We start from the raw sequence: 26,899 nt of genomic DNA, 5'->3' as shown, positions 1-26,899 counted from the left end.
TTTTCCTTTAATTATTTACGAGGTCAGCTTCTTTTAGACGAGTATTAAGCTCCCGATCAAGTTTACTGATGGTTTGTTTATGTTCGGGATTTTGGATGAGATTGACTAACTGTTTGGGATCTTTATTCATGTTGTAAAGTTCTGCAGCACCATTTTGGTAGCGAATATAACTAAAGTCTTCAGTTCTGATAGAGTAGCCTTTTTTGCCTGGCATAAGCGATAAAGCAGAATTCCGAAAGTCTTCAGTTTTATTTTTCAAGAAGGGCAAAAAGCTTTTTCCTTGTACGGTTTTTGGTTTGTAAACCCCTAAAAGTTCAGTAAGACTTGGGTAGATATCAACTAATTCAGTGACTTCATTTATACGTCGAGGAGCTAGACCTGGTATGTAGGCAATAAGAGGAACTCGAGTGACTTCTTCATGTAAATTATTTTTTTGCCAAAAGCCATGTTCCCCTAAATGGTAACCATGGTCACTCAAAAAAATGATGGCGGTATTACTTTTTAGTCCAAGTCTATCAACTTCGTCTAAAATACGTCCAATTTGGCGGTCCATAAATTCGACGGTTGCGTAATAAGCTGACCACATGCGTTTTTGATTGTCTGGATATTTACCAATTGAGTTATTTGAGTTAGTTATTCGCGGGTGACCTGCTGCCGGTATACCTAAAGAAGTTGGATTCCTTAGTTCTGGTAAGTCTATCTTTTCCCAAGGGTAGTTTTGGAAGAATTCTTTAGGGGCGACATTTGGGTAATGGGGACGAACTAAACCGGTAGCAATGAAGAAAGGCTCATTTTTACGCTGATTTAGCAGCTCAATAGTTTTCTCGGCGCTTTTAACGTCTGGTTGATCAGATCCATCACCTTCTGAAATAACACTTACAAACATGCGATTTTTCATTCCAGAACTTTCGCGGTTTTTAAGACTTTTGGTAAAAATATTTTTATTTAGACAAGCATAGTCACCGGGAGTGTGAGATTCGGCTCCCTTGGAGTTAAACTTTTCAGTCCATGAAGACGGGATATCTTGACCATCAATACCATGAATAATATCATAGGGAACACGCATGTGATAAATTTTCCCAACTCTAACAGTATACCAACCATTATTCTTGAGGTGCTCGGGGAGGTTGATGCCTTCTGAACCAAGATAGCGGCTATGCATTAAAGATGTACGAGATGGACCGCAAGATAGACCTTGGCAATAAGCGCGATCAAAGACAATGCTTTGGCTAGCCAGTTTATCTAAATTTGGAGTTTGGCAGATTTTGTCCCCATAGCAAGCTAATACACTGGCTTTTAAGTCATCTGCAATAATGAATAAAACATTTTTGATTTTATTCGGTTGTGCGGCATAGCTACTCTCAATGGCGAAGGCAAAAGAAATAATTATAAGTAATTTGACTGTGAAATTCATTTTGATTTAATTTTTTATGATTAGTCTAGGATTTGGTCCCAGTTATTTTCAATGATTTTTTGTATTTCTGGATATTTTTTATCCTCCTCATTAAGATCTTTACGAATTTCCAATAACTGTGTTTTAAGTCTTTTGATTATCTCTTTATATTCTGGGTTCTTATATTCGTTTTTCATTTCTTTGGGGTCTTTGTCTAGATCATAAAACTCCCATGAAATTGGCGTGGGCTTGCCTCCACGACGTCCATATTTCCTGCCGTAGAAAAAAATCAGCTTATGAGACTCAGATCGAATTCCAAAGTGTGCTGGTACGGCCAGTTTATGAGCCATGTGCATCCAGTAACGGTAATAAGTCACGGTCCTCCATTCATCGGGCTTTTGTTGATTTGATAAAGCTTTATAAAAACTTTTGCCCTGCATGTAATTTGGAGTTTTTTTCAAGCCAGCGATTTCCAACAAAGTCGGAGCGAAATCAGTATTATTAATTAAGCAATTATTTTTAAAATTGTTTTTAATCATGCCGGGCGCATAAACGATAAAGGGCATGCCCATGGCTTCTTCGTACATCCAGCGTTTATCGATGAGATTGTGTTCGCCAAGGAAAAATCCCTGATCACTGGTGTAAATAATGATGGTATTATCAAGCTGATTAGAATCTTTTAAATACGAAAGTAAGCGGGCGATATTGTCATCTATGCCTTTTACGCAGCGCAAATAAGCCTTTAAATACTTTTGGTAAGATAACCTTGTGTATTCAGGCTCAGGGATGTCATCACTTACACCTAATTTTTGTGGTAGCTGCCAAGGATTATGATTTTTACTTAGACCTGAACCAAGGTCCTTACTGCCAGCTGAGCCCGCAGGCACCGAAAATAAACTTTCCGGTTCGGGGATATGTACATCCTCGAGATAAGATTCATATCTTTTGGCGTATTCAAACATATCATGGGGAGCTTTGAAATGATGCATGAGAAAAAAGGGCTTTGATTTATCACGCTCATTTTTAAGCCAATGAAGGCTGATGTCGGTTATGGCATCACTAGAATGTTGATCTTTTTTTGTGATGGTATTTTTAGGCCATGGTTTTGAACCACGGATATTAAAAATGGGGTTGTGATACAGGCCTTGTCCAGGTAAGACGCAGTAATAATCAAAGGTGGCGGGCTCTTTTTTGAGGTGCCATTTGCCGATCATGGCTGTTTCATATCCGGCTTTTTTCATTTCTTTAGGTAAGAATTGTTTGTCAGGGCCAATACTTCCATTTAGATCTAAAACGCCATTAGTCTGTGAGTATTGTCCGGTAATTATGCTCGCTCGACTGGGGGTGCAAATGGCGTTGCTACAAAAGACATTATCAAATTGAATGCCTTGGGAGGCTAGCCTATCAATTGTGGGGGTAGGGTTAAGTTTACTGAGGCGACTCCCGTAACAGCCAATTGCCTGTTTGGTGTGATCATCCGCCATGATAAAAAGAATATTTGGCTTAGAATTACCAGATGGTTGAGATTCAGCAGTACCTGAGTAAGACAAGTAAAAGCATAAATATAAAAATGGGATTAGTGTTTTCATCGTTATCGAAGCTGTGTTTTCGTTTGATTTGGTTGTTGATGGTTAGCATTGGTTTTTTAAACTCTGTAAATGCTAGACAACTTGAAAACTATGCTGCTACATGAAAGTACTAATTTTTCAATAACTGTATTGAATGGTTATATTTCAGCTTAGGTTTTTTTGAGTTTAGTTGTAGCAACTATTAAGGCCCACTTGAGTTGATGATGAAAAAGTTAGAGGCGATTCACTCGAATCGCCTCATATTTATGATCAGGTTAAGATCATGATTTCAATTGTTTGTTACTCTACAAGAAGAATATCTATAATTTCATTTTCATCAAAAAGGCTATGTATGAATTCTTCAATTTCACTTGAATCGCTATAAATAATATCAAATGTGAAATCATCTATAATTGTGGATTCAAAACTATCCCCGTAAGTACAGCCGAATAGGTAAGAACCTTCAGCAGTCACTATTTCAAGGATGAAATTAGAACCATTCAATACAAGAAGTGTTGAATTAAGATCCTCGTAAATAGAATTAGTACCAGTAAGAATACTTGATGAGCCATAGCTTTGAGAGCTTGAATCATCACTGCTGTTTTCATTTGAAACGATAGAGTTTTCGTCAACAGATGATTCTGTACTTATTATATTCATAGGGCTTTCAGGCGGGCCGATGCCATCTGGTGTATATGAACTAATGTTAGAAACAATGATTTTATCAAGTCTGGTGCCATCTTCTCGCTGCCAAATACGAATGGTGTGAATTCCTGAACTTGGAACTTCAACAGTGACTCTGGCAGCGGCGGCTTCACCGACCCAGGTCCATGTTGCCGATTTGTTTGTAAATCCGGCCCCTCCGTATGTCGTTGGAGACTCCAGTCCGGCATGTAATGAGTCATCCTTGCCATTTGCACCGTACATTCTGACCCATATGTAGTGTGTCCCTGTAGAAGTCTGCTGGATTTACTTGGGGAGGAAGAGCTGATACTTTTTAAATTCGCTATCATTTAGAAGCTCTTTGATTTTATTATCTCGGGCAGTTTTTTCTGCGTTCATGTCGATGTTCTCCTGAGCTGCAACTTTATCGAATATATTCATGTGGTGATCAAATAAAACCTCATAGACTTCTAATGATTTTTCATCATCAAGGCCCATGAGAAATGGTGTGTATTTCTTCAAAACATTTTTTTCAATAGATTGACTGACTTTTCTCAACTCGTCAATATTTTCATTGTGAACTTTAGTTTGTTCACTAATGTCAACAGCCTCTATTCTTGGAGTGCTGATTTCACCTCTTATTTTTACTCTTGGCTTTTTTTCTTCAAGACGAGCTTCAGCTTCTATGATTGAAGGTGTTTCTTTAAGTGCTTTGCTCATTCTTAAAGCTGGTTTTTCTTTTTCTTTCAAGTCTTTTTTGTTCGTTTTAATTTCTTTTATTTGAGGCTCAATTTCTTCGTGTTGATTATTGTGATTTGAAATAAAAAAAGCAGCTAATGCAGCAATTACACATAAGGCGATACCAATAGACTTGGTCATGCTTGAATTTCCTGCACACTTGAATCATCATCCAAGTTATCGTAGTCATTAAAGATGTGACAAAGGTTGACCAAGGAGAGCCACATGGGCAGATAAATTGAAAGTGCAATACAAGTAATAAAATATAAACTAGAGTACAAATAATGAGCCAGGTACTGTGAAATTACAAAGGCCAAAATATTACTCAAGCTAGCAAAAAGATACAATCTTAATAGGTGAATTATTACTTGTCGTTTGAAAAAATAAATAGACGAAAAAATCATGGCTATAACAAAAGCAATAAAAATAATAGTTTGACTAAAGAAATAATAATAGCCAAATTGCTTTACAAGTTCGGGTTGAATCATGTCTTTTAGGCCCGCAAGTAAAATAATAATCATGACAAAGCTCAAAACTGGGTAAAATAATGAGTCTTTTTTATTCAATGTGAGCCACCTTAAAGTTAGCAAAAAAGCCATCATAACAAGTCCCGTGACCCAGGTTTTTGTTTGTGGGTCAACAAGAAGATTAGACATATGATTTTTGGGGCTGAATTGTAAGCTAAAATAAAAAATTATTGAGCCAAACAAAAGGACTAAGCCATGTGTAAAGGTAATTTTTTTTATGCAAATAAGTTTTTGTTTTTCGTCTAAGTTGAGCCGACTGCAATGATTAAATTTTTTCAAAAGGCTATGCTGAGAAAACTGAATCATGAGATACAGACAAGCAATTAAGATAAAAACAATCATGAGATAGCCTTTTTCCTATACCTAAGTGTTTTATCCCAGCTCAAAGATTTTTTAAGTCCCAGCTTTTCAATAGGCAACAAAAGAAGGGCATGAGTGGAAGCTAGCATACTAATTGTAGACGATACAAAAATATAGGGAATGTAGCGAATACAATGAGGTTGCCGATCTTTGATGCAAGCGGCAAACATTTGAAAGAAAGGACTGAAATTGCCAAATCCACAAAACAATAAAAATAAAGTAATGAGGGAAGCTGACATATTCACGCTTATATTACCAAATAAAAAAGCTACAATGGATAAAACCAGTAATGCCGCTGGAGCTGCATAAATAGTCAGCAACAGGAGCGCGTCCAGTTTTCTCAACAGATTTTTATCCGTATGCATGAGTGTTGGAATAAAGTGTTTAATCATACAGTCATTGTGACCATAAGCCCAGCGACGCACTTGCTTGTACCTAGCCTGCCAGGTTTCTGGTGTTTCTTCATAACAGGCGGCGGCATTGAGATATTTGATTTTGTAGCCATTGAGATAAAGCTTGTAGGTCAAGTCAGTATCTTCTGTGAGGGTTCGAGTGTCCCATCCCCCTACGTCTTCTAATGCACTCAATCGAATACCTCCAGTAGTACCACCAAATTGCGGTAGCAGATCAAAATGATTTCTTACATTTTGGTCGATTGCATAACCTGAGCGTCTTTCCAAATCAATGAGTTTCGTCATAATATTGGCATTGGCGTTGTAGGTAACAACTCGCCCCATCGTGGCGCCAACCTCAGGATCTTTGAAAGGATTTATGAGGCGTTTAATCAAATCTGCTTGAGGAAGGTAATCAGCATCAAAGATCACAATGATTTCTGACTTCAGGGTCGCAATAATCTCTTTCATGGCTGCAGCTTTACCCGGCTCGGCGCTCATGGGGCGGTGGTGAGCTCGAATATGACTTTTGGGGTTTTTGCGTAAGAAATTATCGATTAAATCTTTGGTACCATCACTGGAGCGATCATTGAGAATAATTACCTCCAATTGGTCTTTTTTATAATCTAGTTTATTCATACATTCTAGGCAACCTTCGATAACAGCCTCTTCATTATGTGCCGGAACAAGAACGGAAACCTTTGGGTTGTACTCCTCATCAATTTCCAATCCCTCATCAATGTTTTTTTCATTATTTGAGAGAGTATAAAAAGTCATGAATAAGGACCTAAGTAAAATGAGCCCCACTAGAATATAGATAAAAAAGAATATCATTTCAAAACAACCATGTAGCGCTTATCAAGATTGAATGGGAGTGATAGGACTCCACATCTGTATATGCATACTCAACGCCAAGCTCCAGGTCTTTTTTAAGGAACTTTCCTGCTTCTAAACTAAAGCCCCAGATATCTTGCTTCACCTCGGTGATTTTATCCACTACAGAGATGTAATTTGATTTGCCAATAAGAAATTCACCACCTAAACGCCAATCATGTATCTTGCCATAGCTATAATGCGCACTTGCGCTGTAGCCAGTTTTACTGTCTTGATCAAGGTATTCGGGTGTGATATTAATTTGCCCCACAGAGAAGTATTCGTGCTGAGCAGTGAAATACTGGACAAGATCCATACTCAAAAGCGAGATGGACTGATTATTACGAAAACGTTTATTGCGGTATGTGGCCCTGTAGACACGACTTACTTTATCGTCATAAACGATTCCAGTCGCCCAGTTATGCTTGGGGATGTCATTACCTTCACTTCCTAAAAATAAATCACCATAGAGGCTCCAATGACCATCAATTTTGTATTCCGCAAAAGCTCCACCGCCAATGGCCTGATCATAGAAATCTGTGTAAAATACTTCAGCTCCCAGTTTCCACTGCTCGCCAAGACTCATTCGAGCTAAAACACTGTAATTATTGACATCATCCAAGCCGTCACTTAAGTCAACATAGTTATAGCCTAACCGAATTGATTCTAGGCTTAGTTCAGGGCCTTTTTCTATTGAGTAATAACGTTCCCCATCATACTTAAATTTTTTACCGTTTTGCTGGGCATTGAGGGCTGTTGCCATACTCATAAGGGTCAGCCCAATTAATAATTTCTTGCTAAACATTTGCTACCTCTTTTCTTTTGGCTAAAATTATATCTAAAATTCGTTTGCTGGCAGTTCCATCGCCATAGGGATTGTGAGCTCGGCTCATTTTTTCATAGAGTTTGGAGTCATCAATCAGCTGCTGAGTTTCCTTAACTAAAGCGTCGACTTCAGTACCCACAAGTTTAACCGTTCCGGCCTTTACAGCCTCAGGTCTCTCGGTTGTATCGCGCATCACTAGAACGGGCTTACCTAGACTTGGAGCCTCCTCCTGAATCCCACCTGAGTCGCTCATGATTAGCAAACAATTATCCATGAGGTAGATAAAGGGTTCGTAATCCTGAGGTGCAATCAGATGTATATTGGATACGCCCGTGAGCAGCTGTTCTACTGGTTTTTTTACATTGGGATTGAGATGTACTGGGTAGACAAAATCAATATTGGGATTGCGCTTGGCAAGATCTTTAAGTGCCAGACATATATTTTCAAAACCCTGACCAAAATTCTCTCTCCTATGACCTGTAACTAAAATGAATTTCCTAGCTGTATCAAGGTCATACCCAGATTTGTAAATAGCTTGATGACAGCCCTGGTTCAGTTCGAGGTCATTGCGTATTTTCTCTACTTTGAATAGTAGGGCATCGATAACCGTGTTACCCGTGACATAAATCTTTTCACGATCCACACCTTCTTTCATCAAGTTCATGGCAGCTTCTTCGGTGGGAGCGAAATGATAGCTGGCAATTCTACCCGTTAATTGGCGGTTAATTTCTTCAGGCCAGGGGCTGTAGATATTATGAGTCCGCAAGCCAGCCTCAACATGACCAACGGGGATTTGCTCGTAATACGCAGCTAAAGATGCCGCCATTGTGGTTGTAGTATCACCATGGACTAAAACTAAATCAGGTTTGAAGTCATGAAGAACTGGCTTGAGTTCCATCACAACATCAGAAGTAATGCTATTTAAATTTTGACCCGCACGCATGAGGTCTAAATCATAATCTGCTTTTAAACCGAAGGAAGTCATTACTTGATCGAGCATTTCACGATGCTGAGCCGTGACACAGATTTTTACTTTCAGGTGCGCAGATTTTTTTAGTTCCAGTGCCAAGGGAGCCATTTTTATTGCTTCAGGACGAGTCCCGAATACCAGTAATATTTTTCTCATTTTATCTCCTTGTTTCCATCTTGTGTAAACAGATGCTTGATCCTCAAATTGCAGTAAAAAGCGCAGGGGGATCCTAGGCTGTCGAGAATTCATTCTCGACAGTCCCGTAAGTTTACAGTTTTTAATACTTAGGGGGTGTTTAGGTCACTTTGTGATGAGTTCCACTCACCTAAGTCCGCATTGTAAGTCCAAATTCTAACTCGAATATCATTAACTAGCGTACCGGTGATATCAAAAACACCTGAATCCACATTCCAGTCGAAATAGGAGCCATCGATAAAGGCTCCGTCTGAGATCCTTTCTAGCTCAATGTAGTACCAACCCAAGTAGTTACTTTGATTCCAGTTGAGAGTTAAACTCGTACCGTCAAGACCATGGGAAGCATAAGTCGCGGCCTGATTTTCACTTGTGGCCAGGTCCTTAATATCCTGATTCCATTGCCCAAGATTCATATCATAGGACCAAATGTGAACTTCATAGTAATCCAGCGGCTGACTCACTGCACCCACGAGTGCTTCAGCACTTGTTCGAGCAAAATAATCACTCCATTCAACATCCTGAGTAAATTTATTCACTAGCTGAATGTAGTACCAGCCATCATAGGTACTTCTGTTCCATTCGATACGTAGCTCAGAGGCATCGCCACTATAGGAAGTGAACGAGGCATTTGCCGGAGTAAAATTAGGATCGGTAATTACCGAGTCCTCGATATGCCATTCGCCATTGGCATAAGTCCACAGGCGCACATAGACATTTTCATAGCCACTGAGATTAAGATCTACAGTCGTAACATCGGAATCAAGGTACATGCCATAGAGATCATCCATGCCTACAGATGTACCAACGGCTAAATAGTAGTAGGCCGTATTGTCCAGAGCAGTCCAGCTCAGGGTATGAGAACTCGGATTCGACATCGTTAAAGATGAAAGCTGTAATTGCTTTGATTCGTAGAGAGCTGTGACAGTGAGGTCGGAACTTACATTTGTGACAGGTTGATCCCATCCGGTAAATGTTTTACCTTCTATTACCATCGGTTCTGGAATTTGAGAGCTTATATCAGAACCTGATACAATGTTGTTTACAAGAACTTCTGATCCGTCTCCCGTTATAAAGGTGACTGTGTACGTTTCGACGCCTACAGGAGTAACGCTGATCGAAATCGTTGCGGGTTCACTGTCAACTGTCCCATCATTAACTTTGAAAGTGAAACTATCGTTGCCACTGAAATCAGGATTAGGAGTGTAAAGTAGATTTGGAGCTGTTCCGGATATAGTACCGTTTGATGGTGTTCCAACTTCAACAAAGGTAAGATCATCCTCATCAGCATCTGTTCCAGCCAGTGTGATATTCAGAGGGATATTTTCTTCTGTAGTTAAGCTTTGTGCTATCGTAATAGGCGCTGTATTGCCATCAGGATTTTCAGCTACCACGCTACCGATCAAGTTCAAATTATTAAACTCCATGGACCCGTTAGTCATCAAAGGGTAGTACCTAAAGGTGATGGAACTAATTTCCTGGTACTGGGCTGTGGTCAAATCAATGCTGCGACTAACTGGGATGTCGCGTGTTCCTGATTCATTGTCGATATCGAGCAAGAGATCTGTTATTGTAGGAGTAGATCCAACCGCAGCATAGATTTCAAAACCACGTGTTCCAGATGAACCACCTCTGGCGGAATCAAAATTGAGGTTGTTAAGATTTAAGACATAGCCAGGATCTGCTGAGATTTGGAATTCAATATAATCTGAGCCATAGTCGATGGATGTCTTACTTGCAGCCAATTTGGTTTTGAAATGATTGCCTGCCGTGTAAGAACCACCGACAACAAATGAATTTAAGCCATTAGTCGCATCATTTAAATCGCTGCCATCCGGTCCACTTACACCGTTGGTTAAAGTGACAGTTGTATTTGCATCTCCAATGTTGTTACCAGCACTGCTATTACCTGCGATTCCCCACAAAATGTAAGTGTTTACTTGAGATTCGCTAACTGTTATGTTAAGAATGGCCGTGTCAGTGCCACCATTTCCATCATCTACCTTAATATTAAAGGAGTTAGGACCGAGGTTCGACTGTCCCGGAGTACCAGATAGGGAACCATTCGCATAGATAGTTAACCAGTTCGGACCACTTACTTTCGAATATGTGAGTATATCATTGTCAGGGTCTGTAGCATTTGCCACGTTGCCGCTGTAAGCTGAATTTACTATGGCATTTGCTTCAGTAATTGTTTCAGAACCAAAACTTGGTGCTTGATTAGATTCAGAGTATGGAGGAATATCTAAGCCGTTATCATTTTGAAAGTATTCAATATATGTATCTTTGAAATCAGTAGCATCAATAAGGTGCTTGCTGAGCTTTGTTTGAACATCCCCGAAGCGGCGGAAGTCAATTTTTTCGCTTAGGGAGTCCCATGTTGTTTGCATGTTGTTGATATGCTGGACGCCATGGTTAAATTTATAGCAAAGTTCCTCCCACATTGATCTACCTGAATCCATTGTGTGATCCCAAGAAACTTTATGAAACCAAAGTAGGTATTTTTCTGGACAATCATTCAGCGAGTTAAAAAGGACTTCTACTTCTGTTGAATATTGGCCCACAGCATTTGATCCGGAGGTCGTGCGATCATAACCTAAGCCAGAGCTGTCAGAAAACCAGTATTTTCCATCTCTCTTGCTTGGTTGTGGATAATAATGTGAAGGTGTGAAATCACTTCCACTCACAGTAAAAGCCAGTCCCAATGGAGTCATATAATTCACAGCAGCTTCCCAAGAGGGTAGCATCATGGATGATAAGTCGGTACGAACATCCGAGTCGTTACTCCAGGTCATACGAATCCATTCATCAGCAATGCCTTCAGAGCTCAGTTGGTGATCCCATGCTAAACGACCATAGGCATACCAGTTAGCCTGTGCGAAATGATGTCCACACCAGTTTGTGTCGGAGCCTATATTAGCTACGCCTGCAATCATACTAAGTTCGCGGGAATCTAAGGTGCCATCGACAATCTTGGCGACTGTGGAATTTGCTCCATTGGCATACGTATCGAAGTCGAGTACTTCTTTCCACATTGGTGCATTGTAAACCAAATGTGTGGAGTGCCCTAAGTACTCTTGAGTAATTTGGAACTCCATTCCCATAGTTGTATTTGGCATAGAACCAAATAAGGGATGGATTGGTTCGCGTGGTTGAAAATCAAAGGGACCATTTTTAGCTTGTAAAATGACATTATCTCTGAATTCACTATCTAGGGGTGTGAATTGTATGTAAGGGCGTTTTACTCGGTCATCATCTAGAGATTTATCATGAACAAATGTACGCCAAATAAGTAAGCCACCATAAACATCGAGAGCATCCGCAATGGGGTTTGCACCCTCGGCATGATTTAGTCCATAATTTGTGCTTGGCCCGGGTTGTCCCTCTGAGTCAACTTTCATTAGGAATCCACCAAAATCAGGGATGTAAGTGTTGTAGATTTCTGCCACTTTATTATTCCACCAAGTTTGAACCTCAGGTAAAGTAGTATTTGCGCTACTAATGATTACATCCGAATCCTGATGCATTGGCGCATCATATCGGGCCGTTAGATAGACTTTTATTCCATATGGACGAAAAACATCAGCTAAGACTGCGACCTTCTCTAAATATTCCGCGGACAAAATGAGTGGTTGGGCATTTACATTATTGACAACCACGCCGTTAATACCAATTGAGGCATTTGCACGAGCATAATCTGTGTAACGAGGGTCTACAACTGTTGGAAGGTCATCCCATTTCCAAATAGATTCACCAGCATATCCACGTTCTACGAGATTTTGATTGTTGTCTTTGTCCCAATCCCAATGATTGAGCATGCGATGCTTAATTTTGGGGCTATCAGAAATATTTAAACTATTTAAAGCTTGGTTAGTTTGCATTAAACGCAAGAAGTTAAAGGTACCATAAAGTGTGCCAATTTCACCATTTGATGCGATTACAGTAACAGCCTTTCCATTGATAGTAGTAGATTTTATTAAGAATCCCTCTTCACCAACTGCATCTAGTTCTGTCCCCCAACCCAAAGTAGCCACAATCTCCGAAGATGTTGGTGTTCCTACAAGCACAGCACCATCTTGAGTGATTGATGCTGAGTCTGTTACGTCTTTATCTAAAAGTCCGTCCAGTCCATTATTTAACTCCGTTCTGATTGCCGTAAAGGTTTCTGAGTTCCCATCAACTACGATTTCTGAAGCAAATGAACGGTAGGTAGCGAGTAAATCGGCATCATCTATGGCGGGATAACGCAACCACAGGTCATAGCCTGTTTCGACGGGGGTATCAGATGGAAAAACGCTGCCGATTAACTTCAGATTGTTAAACTCAACGGAACCATTGGTGACTGATGGATAGTATCTGAATGTTATGGAATAAACTTCGTCATATTGGGAGGCTGACAAATCGACACTGCGATTAGAAGGTGTTGTTCTGGTGCCTGATTCATTATCAATATTGAGTAATAAATCTGTTATTGTAGGAGATCCTTGAGTCTTACCATAGATCTTAAAGCCTCGAGTGCCAGAGTCGCCTCCTCTTGCGGAATCGAAATCCAAGCTAGAAAGATTTAGAGCATAACCGGATTCAGCTGTGATCGTGAATTCAACGTAGTCTTTATTGTAATCAAAAGATGTATATGTATCGCCAGATGTTTTAAGTTTAAAATGATCACCTGCTGTGTACTGACCACCAACAACGAAGGAATCTAAGCCATTTGCGCCATCATTAAAATCACTACCATCAGGTCCTGATACACCTTCGGCTATTGTAACAGTAGTGCTACTGTCTGTAACATCACCAGATCCATTGCCGGCGATGCTCCATAAGATGGTGTCACTGGGCGACGCTTGGGCATAGGAGCGATTAGTCATACCTGCGGTAATTATGCATAGACTAATAAGTGTCGTTAATAATTTCATATAAATCAATCCTTGTTTATTGAGCTTTAGGTCTCATTCAAATGATAAAAGCTAAAATCAAAAGATGGGTAGGACCTTAAAAAAGTGCTCAAATAGCTTTGAGATATGATCCTTAAGCATAAAAAGCATGCTTTTATTTATAAGAAAGAGTGCTGATTCTCAGCGTTAATGAGAATATCAAGAAGACGCCTTAATGTGTGATGATTAATTGTAGACCAAGCTTATAACAGGTCATAATGACAATTGCTAAAACCTTCTCCCGACGAGAAAAAGATTTTCATATACAATCTTGATCAAAAGTACCTGCCACTGGATGCTATATTTTTTAGCGTATATGGTAATGAATTTAATCTATGGCTTGTAGTGAATTTACTAATTAACTCAAAGCTTTAAAATTTAATTATGAAACAGTGTTACTTTAATTTTCGACCATTTTCTAATTGGTAGAACTTTAAGGCATTGTCATAGAAAACCTTTTTTACTGCATCATCGCCTTTCTCTTTTAAAATATCGAAAAGTGCTTTCTTAGTTTGAGCATAGCCATTGGGAGTAAGTTTAGTCGCCGGCCAATTACTGCCGAAGACTATCCTATCGGGGCCAAATTTTTGCCAGATAATTTCAAAGTTTTTTCTGGTCTCAGACTTACTCAGGTCATTAGTGAATTTGCAGAAGACATTTGGCAGTCTTTCAAGTTCTAGGATTAAATCAGTTTTTTTACCTGAAAGTCCAATCATTATATTAAGTTCAGGCAGTTGCTTAGCGATTTCAATTAAGGTATCTGACTCAAATCGAGCATGTAAAATGTCTAGGCTCATATTGTGTTCGGCGATATATTTAAGGTCTTTGATAAGTTGTGCAGAGTAAAATTTTCTATCCTTTGGGGGATGCGTTATTCTAATGCCAACCGCACGCGGATTTTGTATCAGTTTATCAATGTCTTTTCTAAATTGTTTTGTTCCCAATGTAGAAAGATTACAAACTACACCGGCGTATAGGTCAGCTTCATTTTCAGTCACTTTTAAGTTCCAATTGGCATCACTGACCCAGTTACTGGCTTGAACGACTACTGCTTTCTTAACATTATTTTCCTTAACTATTTCTTTGTAATGCTCAGGTAAAGTCGGTACATGAAGGACCTTGTTTCTTTTAGGAGGCCACATGACTCCATCAGGTCTCGATGTATCAAAGAAATGAATGTGAGAATCAACTATCTCGATGTTTTCAACAGTCATTTCAATAGCTGATATTATTTGCTGAAAAAGTAGTAAGGATAAAGCTAATATTACTTTCATACAGAGTTCTTTGTTTAAAGCATAAATTATTTCAAGATTTAGCTAAGTTTGTAAGACACTTATCATATATATGTTTTTTCAATATATCGAGTGAATTTAGGAGATATTCAAATTAAAATATTTTGATGTGATAGATTTACTAGATTATCTCCGTTAAGTACTAATTAGTTAAGCCAAGTATTTCCGGGAGCCACATAGAAAATGCTGGTATGTATGTAGTAAGTAATAAGGCAAATACCATGGCCAAAAAGAAAGGCAACATGGGTTTGGAAACTTTACTTATACTTGTTTTTCCCACGCCGCATCCCACAAACAGACAGGATCCAACTGGAGGTGTACAAAGTCCAATACAGAGGTTGGCGATCATCATTATTCCAAAATGAACTGGGTGCATACCAATTAAGTCCGAACTAACTACGGGAAGGAAAATTGGGGTGAAAATTAGTAATGCAGGAGTCATGTCCATAAAAGTTCCCACTAAAAGGAGGGTGATATTAATGATTAATAAAATGATAATCGGATTATCTGAAACTTGCATCAGGAATTGACTGATCATTTGAGGTATGTTTTCCAAGGTCAAAATTGTGGACATAGCCGAGCTAGCGCCGATCATGAGCATGACTATTGAAGTCGTTTTTCCTGCCTGAAGAAATATCTCTGGTAAATCTTTTAATTTAACATTTTTATAAAAGATTACCGCAAGAAAAAATGAGTAGGCTACTGCTACTGCTGAAGCCTCTGTAGCGGTAAAGATACCTCCTAAAATCCCACCGATTACAATGACGATGAGCAATAAACTCATAAAAGCTTTGCGAAAAGATTGAGCGATCGTTTTAAATCCAACAAACTCTCCAGCTTTATAGCCTTTTTTTAAAGCCGTAATAATACAAACAGTCATTATACACAGACCAACAAGTAAGCCTGGAATAATACCTGCCATAAACATGGCCTCTACAGTTACACCACTAGCTACTGCATAGATAATCATAATATTACTTGGAGGGATGAGTAAGCCTGTAGTCGCTGCAGTGGAAGTTACTGCAACACTGAAATCTTTATCGTAGCCTTCTTTCTCCATTTCAGGGACCATAAAGCCACCGATTGAAGAAACTGCCGCAACAGCAGAGCCAGATAGTGCACCAAAAATCATGCAAGTAACGGTGTTGACTAAAGCAAGGCCACCAGGGAACCAAGCAATAATTGACTTTGCCAAATCGATTAGGCGTGAAGCTATTCCGCCCCTTCCCATAAGTATGCCTGATAAAATAAAAAACGGGATAGGTAGTAAGCCAATTCGACCAACACCATCGGCCATATCAAAAGCAACCTGATAATTGGGGTCTAGACCTGCGGCCAAAATAGCAAGGAAAGATGACATGGCAATTGTGATAGCAATGGGAACATTTAGTAAGAGCATTGCCACAAAGCTGACAATTAGAATGAGTAAAATTTCAATCATTTTTAACGCACTCTTTTTCAAAAAACGATTCGATACTAAAAATCAGAAAAAAGAAACCACTGATAGGAATAACACTATAAACATAGGCTTTTTGAATTTGCAGCGCCTGCATAACTTGTTGCATTTCGTAAGTGTTAATTACTAAATTTATACCACCAATAATGAGGACAAAAATAGAGAAAATTAAGACAATTAGGTTTCCTAAGCATTTAATTTTTATTTGAGTTGAAGAATCCATTTTTCCAACGAAATAATCTAAACCTAAGTGTTCATTTTTGCCGTAGGCTACGCCACTGGCAAAAAGAACCAGACAGGTTAAAAGAACTTGAGCAAGTTCATCGGTCCAACTACTTTGTCCACCGAGAAGATAACGGGATAGTACGCCCCATAGAACATCTAGAACTAAAAGTCCCATAGTAATGATTACTAAGGCGTTTAATAATTTTACTAATTGGCTTTTAAGTTTTAAAAGTGTAGAAGTCATTATTTCGTCTCTTGTATTCTTCGGTAGATATCTCCGACAGCTGTATCTTTTAAACCATCGATCATACTTTTTGTTTTATCGATAAATGGTTGAATATCTGGGTAATATATTTTTGCGCCTTCTTTTTCGGCAGCAGCTAGTGCTTCCTTTGACTTTTGTGCCCATAATTCTCTTTGGTATTGAGATGCTTCATCTGCGGCTTGTTGAAGCCAGGTTTGTAATTCGGGAGAATAACTCTTCCAGATTTTACTACTAATAACGAGCATGTCTGGGACACGTGTATGTCCATCGAGTGAAAAGTGTTTACTCACTTTATGGTGGCCGTTATTGTAGTAACTTGGAGGATTATTTTCTGCGCCGTCTACTACGCCCTGATTTAAGGCTGAATATAACTCGCCCCAAGCAATTGGTGTGGGTGACCCACCCAAGGCTTTAATCATATCGATAGCAGTTTTACTGTTCATAACCCTGATTTTTTGTTTGTTTAAATCTTCAGGAGTCAAAACAGGTTTTTTGGTAGTGTAAAAATTCCGACTGCCCGCATCAAAATAGCAGATGCCTCTCAGGTTTCTTGATTCGCCTTTTAACAAAAGATCTTTACCTATCTTTGAGTCGAGAACATTCCAAAAGTGTTCTCGACTTCTAAACACATAAGGCAAGCTAAAAACTCCCATTTCAGGGACAAAACCCTCCATTGGAGAAGTGGATGTTTTGGTCATGGCCAAGACGCCATTTTGTAGCATCTCTATACATTTTGTTTCACTACCTAAGACACCGCTTGGGAATATTTCTAGAGTTGCTTGATTATTAGATATTTCTTCTAATCTTTTTTTCATGTACACCATACCCAAATGAACAGGGTGTTTGGTATCTAAGGTATGAGCTAACTTAATTGTAGTGATATTCTTTTGCTGGGAGCCATTCGATTTATTGTATCGTGTTACAAAAGAAAAAATGATTGTGGCTGCAAGCACCCCAACTAGAACACCTGCAAAAAAGCCTGATTTTCTCTGTTTAGACATATGTATTCCTTGAGTTTTTTAGGGTCTGTAAATAGTTTGTGAGTGTTGTAATAATCAATTAATAGTTGGGTGCATTTACATTGTTAAAGGTCTATTTAGCGGCTAGCTTTCGGCTTTTTTTCCTCTTTTTACTAACCGGGTTTTCTTTCATCCATTTTTTATGTAAATCATTTAATTTACTGACAACTTCTGGGTACTTATTACTTACATCTGTAGTTTCCGAACGGTCTGTGTCCATGTTGTAAAGAACCCAAGGAGATTCAGCATCGCTGACCAATCTCCAGTTGTCATATTGAATAGCTTTCCCCTTGCCGTAGTACCAGTAAATTGGGTTGGTTCTCGCAGTATTTTTATTTTTGAAAACTGAGACCAGACTTTCTCCTTGCATTGGGACGACTTTTTCTCCTTTAAATTCTTGAGGGTACTTGGCCTTAGCGATATCAATTATGGTTGGCATTATATCGATGAAGTGGCCAGGTTTGTGAGAAATTCGATTATTTCCAATAATTCCTTTAGGCCAGTAAGCTATCAAGGGAGTACATGTCCCGCCCTTGTGGGCGTTAGTTTTGAAAAGCTTAAAAGGGGTATTGCTTACATTAGCCCAATCAATTCCTAGCTTGGTGTAGCGCTGCATTGAGCCAATTTCACCATTTTTAGCATCTGGATTATAATCTTTAAATCCACCAAAATCACTACCTGGGGAGCAACCATTATCCGATGCAAAGAGAATTAATGTATTTTCAAGTTGGCCAAGTTTATCTAATTTATCAATGACTTTGCCAATGTTCTGGTCCATGCAGTCAATCATCGCAGCATAAACCGCCATGCGTCGATCTTCTTGGACTTTTTCTTCAGAGCTGAGTGAATCCCAGTCACGGTAACTGGGTTCCGATAAAGGAAAGGAGGCTTTATCTATTAATTTCATTTTAAGCATGCGTTCATAGCGCGCTTGACGATAGGCTTGGTAGCCCTGCATGAATTTACCAGTGTATTTTTTTATGTCTTTTGGCCATGCTTGCAGAGGGTCATGGGGAGCCGTGTAAGCGAGGTATAGGAAAAAGGGCTTGTCTTCATCTTTATATTCCTCTAAATATTCAAGTGCATAATTGGTGAAGTAGTCTGTGGTATAAAAGTCTTTTTCTTTAGGAGTGTAGGGTGAAAAAGTTTGACCATCGATACACCATTTCCTTGGGAATTTACCTTTTTTGTGAGCGGGAACAACTTCGCCTGGGCGTTGATAACCTGGGTTAAAGTAGTTACATACACCATCTCGTAAGCCAAAGTAACGATCAAAACCACGATCATATAGGTTGTCTTCGCCGTGGTGTTTTCCAGAAGCAAGAGTTCTGTAACCGGCTTCTCGTAGGACTTCAGCTAGGGTCACAGCATTTTTAATTTTACCGGCCCCACGGGCCATGTTATTTTGCTGAGCGTATACACCTGTTAAAAGACATGCTCGCGATGGATAACATTTCGCGGTATTATGGAATTGAGTAAAACGAATACCGTCTTTAGCGAGCTTGTCGAGATTTGGCGTTTTAATAATACTACCGTAGCATCCCAAGTCTGACCAACCCAAATCATCTGCAAGGATGAGGAGTATATTAGGTTGTTTATCATTGCTAGACGCATTAAATGCTAGTAACAAGCAAAGGAAAAAACTTAGTTGAGCGAATATTTTGGCGCGCATTTTTATTGTCATTTACTTGTTTATTTCTTTGATTTTCGACAATTTATAGAAATAAGAATTAATAGAATCACGCCACTCGGCAGCATATTTGATTTGCTCTTTTAATTTAAGAGAAACTTCTTCGAAGCGTTCTGCATCCATTAAGCCATTAAGGCTTTGCCATTCTTTGTAATAATTTTCTACCTGCTTCACACCATCATTGTGTGCATCATAAATATGTTGGATGATCGTCTTACCAGACTTGAGCTTATGAGTGTAGGGCAGGTGATGAAAAAATAGTAATAATTCTTCGGGACAGGTCTCTACGTTTTTATACATATCGTACACAGGCTTATGGTACTGACCTGCGTAGTGACTATGACCTTTGCTATTTTTAGTTCTATCGTAGCCTAAGCCCTTTTTGTCTGCTTTATGGTATTTTTTTCTTTTTGCAGGATCGGGACGGAAGTGACTTTCATCGTTATCGGGGCAACCATTGGACATAAAACCAATTCCAAGTGGCATAGTGTAATCTTCGTAAGTACGCCATGAAGTATTTAGTATTTTGCTGACAACTTTCATTATTTTTTTATTGTGACCAAATGTTTGCTTTATCCATTCTGCAGTTATTTCCTCTGTGGATAAGTCGGGGTTCCAAGATAGTCTTCCAAAACCATAAAAATTTGCCTGAGCTAATAAATGCCCAGTCCAATTTGTGTCATCGCCTATATTTGAAACACCAGCGATCCCCGCGTGTTTGTATTTGTAAACTTGGCCGCTTAGGATTTTTTTGATCTCAGTTCCTTTCCCTTTTGCATGGGTATCGAAATCAAAAATAGTTTTCCATTGAGGTACTAGGTAACAGACGTGGCGTTCATGACCAGTATATTCCTGAGTTATTTGAAGCTCGAGCATTTGATTTGTCTTTGGCATTGCAGAAAAAAGCGTAGATACGGGCTCCCTAACTTGAAAGTCATGTGGGCCGTTTTTGATTTGAACGATGGCATTGTCATCAAACTTTCCATCAATTGGCTTAAATAGATCATAGGGTTGAGCAGCTCTGTCTGGATTAGATTTTTTGTGACCGTAAACAAATGCTCTCCACATAACTATGCCACCGTGTGGTTTTAGAGAGCGTGCAAGTAAGTTGGCACCATCCGCATGAGTTAATCCGTACTTCATTGGGCCTGGCTCACCTTCTGAGTCAGCTTTAACTAAATAACCGCCAAAATCGGGTATTTCTTTATATATCTCATTAGCCTTATCATTCCACCATTTTTGAACTTTTGGATCATTGGGGTTAGCTTCAGGTAAGCCCCCCACAATTACGGGGCTAAAGAAATTGACGGAGATATACATTTTAATGCCATACTGTCTAAAGATTCCTGCTAAGTACTTGAGCTTAGGCAAGTATTCTGGTGTTAAGAGTTTCCAGCCTTCAAGACCTTTTTTCGCAGTGTTTACATTATTCATTACACTGCCATTTATGCCAGTGGAGGCTAACATTCTACAATAATCAATATAGCGTTGTTCATGTTTGCTGAGCTCGTCCCATTTAAAGATACTATCTCCAGCATAGCCTCGCTCAACATATGACCTGCCTTCGGGTACTGTACCTGGATTATCCCAATGATTTAGTAGGCGGTGTTGAATTTTAGGGTTTTCTTTGAGGTCAAGAGTGTTTAAGGCTTGCTGTGTTTGGATCAGTCGAAGAATATGAAATGCACCGTATAGTAAACCTAGGTCTGATTTAGCACTAAGGATAAGTTTTTGATTATCACTTTGAAGGAGGAAGCCCTCGCTCGATAAATTGCTGACGTCCAAATCGATCCCTTTCATACTTAATTCTTTGGCGGTGCCAATTATTAAGCCTTTAGAAAAGGAGTTTGAAATTTTTAAATCAGTTTGAAGTATAGCTTTTAGGCCGATCTGCAACTCATTTATGGAGGATTGGATAATTGGACTTTTTCCAGCCACTGACAATTCTTGGAACAAGTTTTGATAGGTGTTGAGAATTTTCTGCTTGTCGATTTTTTGATAACTCAACCATGCTCTATAACTACTAGGTGCATTAGAAGAATGAGCTGTACAAATGAGTGAAAATAGGCATGTAAGTGAATAAATCATCTTTGCTTTTTTAGTCATGGAATTTTCCTTGTAAGGTGAATTAAATTATAAGCACTTATAAAATCTGAATATGATTAATCCTTAAGAAAGTGCTTAAAGAACTTTAAGATCTGATCAAATTTCACAGTTGCGTTAAGTCAACTAAAGAGTTAAGTGTTATAGTATTTACGAGCTTATGATTTTAATACATTATTGCGGTAATCACGTGGAGAAATGTTTTGGCTTTTACGGAAAACAGTACTGAAGTAATTTGAATCCTTGAATCCTACTTCATAGGCGATGTCACTTATACTGTACTTCGGGTTTTTGAGAAAATCTTTACTAGCATCAATTCTATATGTGGTGAGAAATTGATTAAAGCTCTCACCACATTCCTTTTTGAATACCCGGCGAAAGTGTGAGGCACTTAAACATGCAATTGAAGCGGCGTCTTCCAAAGAAATGGGTTCTCTAAATTTTTCTTGAACGTATTCTTTAACACGCTTGATTTGCGAATGTTCCGGCTTTTGCATGGAGTCACGGATTATATTTAGATAAAATTTAATAGTTTTACTTAGCCAGAGAGTTAATTCATCAATTTCTTTGACTTCCAGTAATGCAATTGTTTGTTGCTCTTCACATTTTAAAATATCTTCGGGACTAATATTTTTATCGATGCAAGATTTAGTGATTAAAACTGGTATCCCTTGTAGATTTAATTTCATTTTGAATAAATTCATTTTACAATTGCGCGTCAAATTTTTGATATAGTCATTTACTTGTTGGTCAATCTCCTCGCGACGCGATTCAAAAATCAATTGAATTAATTTGTTTTGCTGATCGATAAGACTCGTGCCAAATTCAGATAGATCTCTGAGCGGGGTAAATATAACGACAATATCGCCTCCAAGTTCTTTAGCTCTGTTGAGAGCGACCAGAGATTCACGATAAGCCTCGCATAGGCTGTGTAACCTAGTACTCACTCCTATTGATACTTTATGAGTTCTTAATTTTTGTCGCAATGATTCTGCGAAGTCAGCAAGTTCTTTTTTCGAGAAATCGCCACAGGCAAGGCCGAAAGAGTCATCGGTCATGGAGAAAACTTGATACAACTTAGATCGTTCATCTTTGTCGATGTGGTTAAGACACTCTCTTTGAAAATCACCTTTGTTCGAGTCGGTACTACATTCCAAAATCACGAAATGTTTAGGGCTTTTTTCTAAGCCGATAAATTTAAATAGCTCTTTTAGTTTATTTTCATTACCCTGTGATCTCAGTAGTGAGTTTACTAATTCATTTCTGATAAGATCAGCCGCTTGTTTAGCATTGTTTTTAATTTGTTGAATATCATCATAATTTGCTTTACTCAACAAAATTGCACTAACAGCTGCAGCTAAATAATAGAGTCCCCAGAGATGGTAAAAAGTACCCATTAAGTAGGCGAGCCCAAAAAGGAGTAAGCCTTTTGCAAAAAGTAACTGACTCGTTTGCTTTAATTCCGATTTTTTTAGACAATTAATTGATGGTACAATGAAAAAAATGGTAGCTACCAAACATTGTGTGAGCGTCGTAAGTTCTCGCCCATAGTAAGGAGCATGATTGGAGGGCGTGTAGTTGTCGTGGAATTGCAATGGCCCCAGATCCAACAATACATAGCTTGAGTCTGTACCAAGAAAATTCATAACACAGTAAAAACCCCCCAGCACTGAACCCGCAACAAAGGCTTTGGTGATTTTTTGTTTTGAGACACTCTCTGAAAACGCACATAGAGCTAAAAAAGCCAAAGGCGCACAAACAGCATCCAAGAGGAAATGCCTAAAAAGACATACCCAAAGGGGGTAAGGGTGAGCGCCTAGACCAAGCTGTATTGGTCGTAGAATTAGGTAAATTGTAAAAGATAATAAGAATAGGTTAAAATACTTTAATCGCTTGCTTCCTTGCATTCTTGAAAAGAAGAAGCACGCCAAGTACAGGGCTCCAGCTGCAATTGGCATTAAAAGATTGGTGATGATTTGAAAATAAATTAACATTTGTCTCAGCTTTCCTTTTGTCTATGTATAAACATTTAGACAGAGCCAAATTTACTGTGCTACAAAAGAGTAAATTATTTTTACGAAAATGATAATTTCTATGATCTAAGCTTTGTAGAACCAATACTAATACAGGGGAAATTTCCTGTACATTCAAATGAGAATTGATGAATTACTTTAACTGTTAGCTCTAAAAGAAGAGGCGAGGTAGTTGGCTTCTGAGCAGACTTTACCAAGTCTTGGGTTCTCTGCCCATGTATAGCGTGCTGCAATGGACCCTATACTCGTGGATTCCACCAAGTTAGTTACTAGAGCATTTATTTATTGGACTTAGATTTGTTTATCTGCTTTTTCTTCTTCGCAGTTTGAGGAATATCTTGAACATCATATTGCTGACGAAGCTTTTGTAATTCTTGTTTTAAATTTGCGATGATCGCAGCGTATTCAGGATTTTTATATTTATTGTTGATTTCATGTTTATCATTTTTTAAATCATAGAGTTCCCATTCTTCACCATTGGGAACATCTAATCCATAAAACCGAATAAGCTTGTAGCGCCCAGTAGTCACCCCTTCGTGACGTCTTACACGATGCCCAGTTGGGTATTCGTAATAATGATAATAAAGGCTTTCGCGCCAGTCGCTTGGGGTATCCCCCTTCATTAGTGGAACAAGGCTTTTACCCTGCATATCCGATGGGATATCAGTTTTTGCTATGTCGAGAAAGGTTTCGGCAAAATCAATATTTTGTACCAGATCCTTATTTACACTACCTGCTTTAATCACGCTCGGCCATTTCGCCAGTAGGGGAGTACGGAACGATTCCTCATACATAAAGCGCTTATCAAACCAGCCATGCTCACCCAAGTAAAAGCCCTGATCAGCTGAGTACATGACTACGGTATTTTCTTCCAAATCATTATCCTTTAGATACTTTAATAAGCGACCGATATTTTCATCTACACCGGCAACACATGCCAGGTAGTCACGCATGTATTCTTGATATTTTGCACGGACCAATTCTTTGCCCTTAAGACCAGATTTATTAAGTAATTCATCGCGAAACTTCCAGGTATTTGATTTTAAGTCCTTACTATTATTCATCGTTGTTTCGATCGACATATTCTGTTGATGGGCAGCGACTCCCCTTGTCGAATAATCATCAAAAAGTGTTTCTGGTTCAGGAAATTCCATTTTTGCGAATTGTTTGCGAAAGCGTTCAGCAGGCATCCAATTACGATGCGGTGCTTTATAGTGAACCATAGCCATGAATGGCTTGGTTTTATCACGGCCGTTAGAAAGCCAGTTCAGTGCACGATCAGTAATAATATCGGTAGAATGACCCTGATATTTGGTCTTTCCTTTCTCGCTGATAAAATCGGGGTTAAGGTATTTGCCCTGACCCGGTAGTACCTCCCAGTAATCAAAACCTTGCATGCTACCGTTGAGGTGAATCTTACCAATCATAGCGGTTTGATAGCCATTGCTACGTAAGAGCTTTTGGAATTGCATTTGATCATGATTAAACTCGCCTCGGTTCTCAATTTTTCCGTTTTTGTGGCTATGCTTACCGGTAAGCAGAGTTGCGCGGCTGGGTGCACAGATGGAGTTGGCAACATAACATTTGTCAAAACGCATCCCTTCATTGGCAATTGAGTCAAGATTTGGTGTAAGGTTTAAGCTTTCAAAGCGACCACCATAAGTTCCTATAGCTTGGTAGGCATGGTCATCTGAAAAAATCCAAAGGATATTTACTTGATTATTTTTCCCAAATAATGAGAGGCTAGTTATAAAAAAAAGTATGCTGAATGATTGAATAAGTTTATACATTTAAGTTTTCCTATTGATATTTAATAATTCTCTAAAATTTGACGGCGGTTTATTAACAGTCATAAATTCGCTATCCATTGATAAAATTCTTTTTTGAGAGTTTCGACTAGCTCGGGATTTTGTTTCGCAAGATTAAGCGTTTCAGTCCTGTCTTTAGACATATCGTAAAGCTCCCAAGGACCTTTTTTGTACGAGACCAATTTCCACTTTCCTTTGCGAACAGCTTTGCTATTTGCAAAATCGAATCCCATTGTGAATTTTCTCTGGGCGAGTGCTTTCTGTGAAAACGTTGGTACTAGACTAGTTCCTTGAAGTGGCTTTGTTTGCTTACCATTAAATTTAATTGGATACTTTTGATGAGATAAATCGAGCACTGTACTCATTATATCAACTAGATGGACAGGTTCATGATTCCAGCCCCCGGTATTAGTCATTCCTTTCGGCCAATAAGCCACCATGGGTGTACAGATCCCACCTTCATGGCTGGTGGCTTTATGCTTTGCTAGAGGAGTATTTACAACGCGGGCCCAATCACGGCCGATACATTCATAGCTCAACACACTGCCCATTTTTTCATTACCAGTAGGCTGATAATTTTTGAAAGCTCTTTTATCACGCTCATGACTAGCACCATTATCTGAGAAGAATAGAATCAAAGTATTCTCGAGTTCTCCTTGTTTTTGCAATGTATTAATAACTCTGCCAATGTTCTGGTCCATATTGTCGACCATGGCAGCATGAATTTCCATGCGTTGTGCTTCCAGCTTACGTTCTTTTTCAGAAAGCCTTTCCCAGCTTTTAATCTGTTCTGGAAATAGCGTAGCTGTTTCCGTTTCTATAATACCTTTTTCAATCATGCGTTTATACCTTGCGGTACGAATTTTTTGATAACCAGCATCGTAAACGCCTTTGTATTTAGCGATGTCTTTTTCCGGAGCATGTAAAGGCCAATGAGGAGCATTGTAAGCCAAATAGAGAAAGAAAGGTTTATCTTCTTTCTCATATTCATTAAGCCAGGAAATGGCATTGTCTGTAATGGCATCAGTCATAAAATAATTTGGATCTTCAGGAATAAAAGTTTTATGCCATTTATCATTAACCATCCATTCATAAGCTTTAATGTGAGGTAACTTTCCTCCATCCTGTAGTTTTTCTCCTGGGTTCCAGAAATTACATGCACCACCCTGAAAACCGTAAAAACGATCAAATCCTCTTTCGGGAGGTCGAACTCGACTATGGTTTTTGCCACTCCAAAGTGTTCGATAGCCGGCATTTTGGAGGATTTCACTGATCAATGGTCCAGCATCATAATTAGTATCAGAAGTTTTACCTATTACATAGCGTCCGGTCAATAGGCTAGAGCGACTTGTGTTGCACTTAGATGTATTGTACATCTGTGAATAACGCAGACCGTTTGCAGCTAGTTTGTCTAGGTTTGGAGTTTGAATCTCACTACCGTAGCAACCTAAATCTGAATAGCCCATATCATCGCACATAATTACAATAATATTGGGACGTTGATCTGCTGATGCCGTCAGTATTAATCCAATTGTTACCGTAGTAAATCTTAAATATTTCCAAGCTTTCATT

At 38.9% G+C, this 26,899-nt stretch carries 18 protein-coding genes; all 18 read right to left on the bottom strand.

Annotated features, from left to right (window positions below; genetic code table 11):
• Nucleotides 1-7: 7 nt before the first annotated feature.
• A complete protein-coding gene (locus tag LNTAR_RS01840) occupies nucleotides 8-1,414 on the bottom strand; it encodes a sulfatase (protein WP_007276919.1) in 1,407 nt (468 codons plus the stop codon).
• 20 nt (nucleotides 1,415-1,434) lie between these two features.
• Nucleotides 1,435-2,982, bottom strand: coding sequence for a sulfatase family protein (locus LNTAR_RS01835; protein ID WP_007276918.1), 1,548 nt, complete (start codon nucleotides 2,980-2,982; stop codon nucleotides 1,435-1,437).
• Nucleotides 2,983-3,261: 279 nt separating this feature from the next.
• Nucleotides 3,262-3,888 carry a hypothetical protein gene (locus LNTAR_RS01830; protein ID WP_007276917.1) on the bottom strand — a complete coding sequence of 209 codons (627 nt, stop codon included), beginning with the start codon at nucleotides 3,886-3,888 and terminating at the stop codon, nucleotides 3,262-3,264.
• A 42-nt stretch (nucleotides 3,889-3,930) separates the two neighbouring features.
• Nucleotides 3,931-4,503 (bottom strand): hypothetical protein, encoded by a 573-nt coding sequence (locus LNTAR_RS01825; RefSeq protein ID WP_007276916.1) that lies wholly within the window; start codon nucleotides 4,501-4,503, stop codon nucleotides 3,931-3,933.
• Nucleotides 4,500-4,928: a hypothetical protein gene (locus LNTAR_RS27815; protein WP_238527704.1), complete on the bottom strand. Its 429-nt coding sequence runs from the start codon at nucleotides 4,926-4,928 to the stop codon at nucleotides 4,500-4,502. Before LNTAR_RS27815 ends, LNTAR_RS01825 begins: the two co-directional genes overlap by 4 nt.
• A 299-nt stretch (nucleotides 4,929-5,227) precedes the next feature.
• Entirely contained in the window at nucleotides 5,228-6,418 is a 1,191-nt protein-coding gene (locus tag LNTAR_RS01815) for a glycosyltransferase family 2 protein (RefSeq protein WP_007276914.1), read from the bottom strand.
• Between the two features lie 58 nt (nucleotides 6,419-6,476).
• Complete coding sequence (locus tag LNTAR_RS01810) at nucleotides 6,477-7,283, bottom strand: TonB-dependent receptor (RefSeq protein ID WP_238527703.1); 807 nt, start codon at nucleotides 7,281-7,283, stop codon at nucleotides 6,477-6,479.
• Nucleotides 7,284-7,311: 28 nt separating this feature from the next.
• Nucleotides 7,312-8,466, bottom strand: coding sequence for a non-hydrolyzing UDP-N-acetylglucosamine 2-epimerase (gene wecB, locus LNTAR_RS01805; RefSeq protein ID WP_007276912.1), 1,155 nt, complete (start codon nucleotides 8,464-8,466; stop codon nucleotides 7,312-7,314).
• Nucleotides 8,467-8,594: 128 nt separating this feature from the next.
• Nucleotides 8,595-13,418, bottom strand: a complete 4,824-nt coding sequence (locus LNTAR_RS24895) for an alpha-glucuronidase family glycosyl hydrolase (protein ID WP_007276911.1) — start codon at nucleotides 13,416-13,418, stop codon at nucleotides 8,595-8,597.
• Between the two features lie 413 nt (nucleotides 13,419-13,831).
• A complete protein-coding gene (locus tag LNTAR_RS01795) occupies nucleotides 13,832-14,710 on the bottom strand; it encodes an amidohydrolase family protein (RefSeq protein ID WP_007276910.1) in 879 nt (292 codons plus the stop codon).
• Between the two features lie 160 nt (nucleotides 14,711-14,870).
• The gene (locus tag LNTAR_RS01790) at nucleotides 14,871-16,169 is read right to left on the bottom strand and encodes a TRAP transporter large permease (RefSeq protein WP_007276909.1); all 1,299 of its coding nucleotides are present in this window, start codon (nucleotides 16,167-16,169) and stop codon (nucleotides 14,871-14,873) included.
• Nucleotides 16,162-16,653, bottom strand: coding sequence for a TRAP transporter small permease (locus LNTAR_RS01785; protein ID WP_007276908.1), 492 nt, complete (start codon nucleotides 16,651-16,653; stop codon nucleotides 16,162-16,164). Before LNTAR_RS01785 ends, LNTAR_RS01790 begins: the two co-directional genes overlap by 8 nt.
• Nucleotides 16,653-17,675 (bottom strand): TRAP transporter substrate-binding protein, encoded by a 1,023-nt coding sequence (locus tag LNTAR_RS01780; RefSeq protein WP_007276907.1) that lies wholly within the window; start codon nucleotides 17,673-17,675, stop codon nucleotides 16,653-16,655. Before LNTAR_RS01780 ends, LNTAR_RS01785 begins: the two co-directional genes overlap by 1 nt.
• Before the next feature lie 91 nt (nucleotides 17,676-17,766).
• Nucleotides 17,767-19,377, bottom strand: a complete 1,611-nt coding sequence (locus LNTAR_RS01775) for an arylsulfatase (RefSeq protein WP_007276906.1) — start codon at nucleotides 19,375-19,377, stop codon at nucleotides 17,767-17,769.
• Nucleotides 19,378-21,489 carry an alpha-glucuronidase family glycosyl hydrolase gene (locus LNTAR_RS01770; RefSeq protein ID WP_007276905.1) on the bottom strand — a complete coding sequence of 704 codons (2,112 nt, stop codon included), beginning with the start codon at nucleotides 21,487-21,489 and terminating at the stop codon, nucleotides 19,378-19,380.
• A gap of 155 nt (nucleotides 21,490-21,644) precedes the next feature.
• Entirely contained in the window at nucleotides 21,645-23,480 is a 1,836-nt protein-coding gene (locus LNTAR_RS01765) for an AraC family transcriptional regulator (RefSeq protein WP_007276904.1), read from the bottom strand.
• A gap of 317 nt (nucleotides 23,481-23,797) precedes the next feature.
• On the bottom strand, nucleotides 23,798-25,309 hold the full coding sequence (locus LNTAR_RS01760; protein WP_007276903.1) for a sulfatase family protein: 1,512 nt from the start codon (nucleotides 25,307-25,309) through the stop codon (nucleotides 23,798-23,800).
• A gap of 59 nt (nucleotides 25,310-25,368) precedes the next feature.
• Nucleotides 25,369-26,898 carry an arylsulfatase gene (locus LNTAR_RS01755; RefSeq protein ID WP_007276902.1) on the bottom strand — a complete coding sequence of 510 codons (1,530 nt, stop codon included), beginning with the start codon at nucleotides 26,896-26,898 and terminating at the stop codon, nucleotides 25,369-25,371.
• Between the last annotated feature and the right edge of the window lies 1 nt (nucleotide 26,899).

It is taken from the genome of Lentisphaera araneosa HTCC2155 (assembly GCF_000170755.1).
Lineage (GTDB): Bacteria > Verrucomicrobiota > Lentisphaeria > Lentisphaerales > Lentisphaeraceae > Lentisphaera > Lentisphaera araneosa.
The sequence above is the reverse complement of the archived record's forward strand: the minus strand, read 5'-3'. Positions and strand labels throughout refer to the sequence as shown.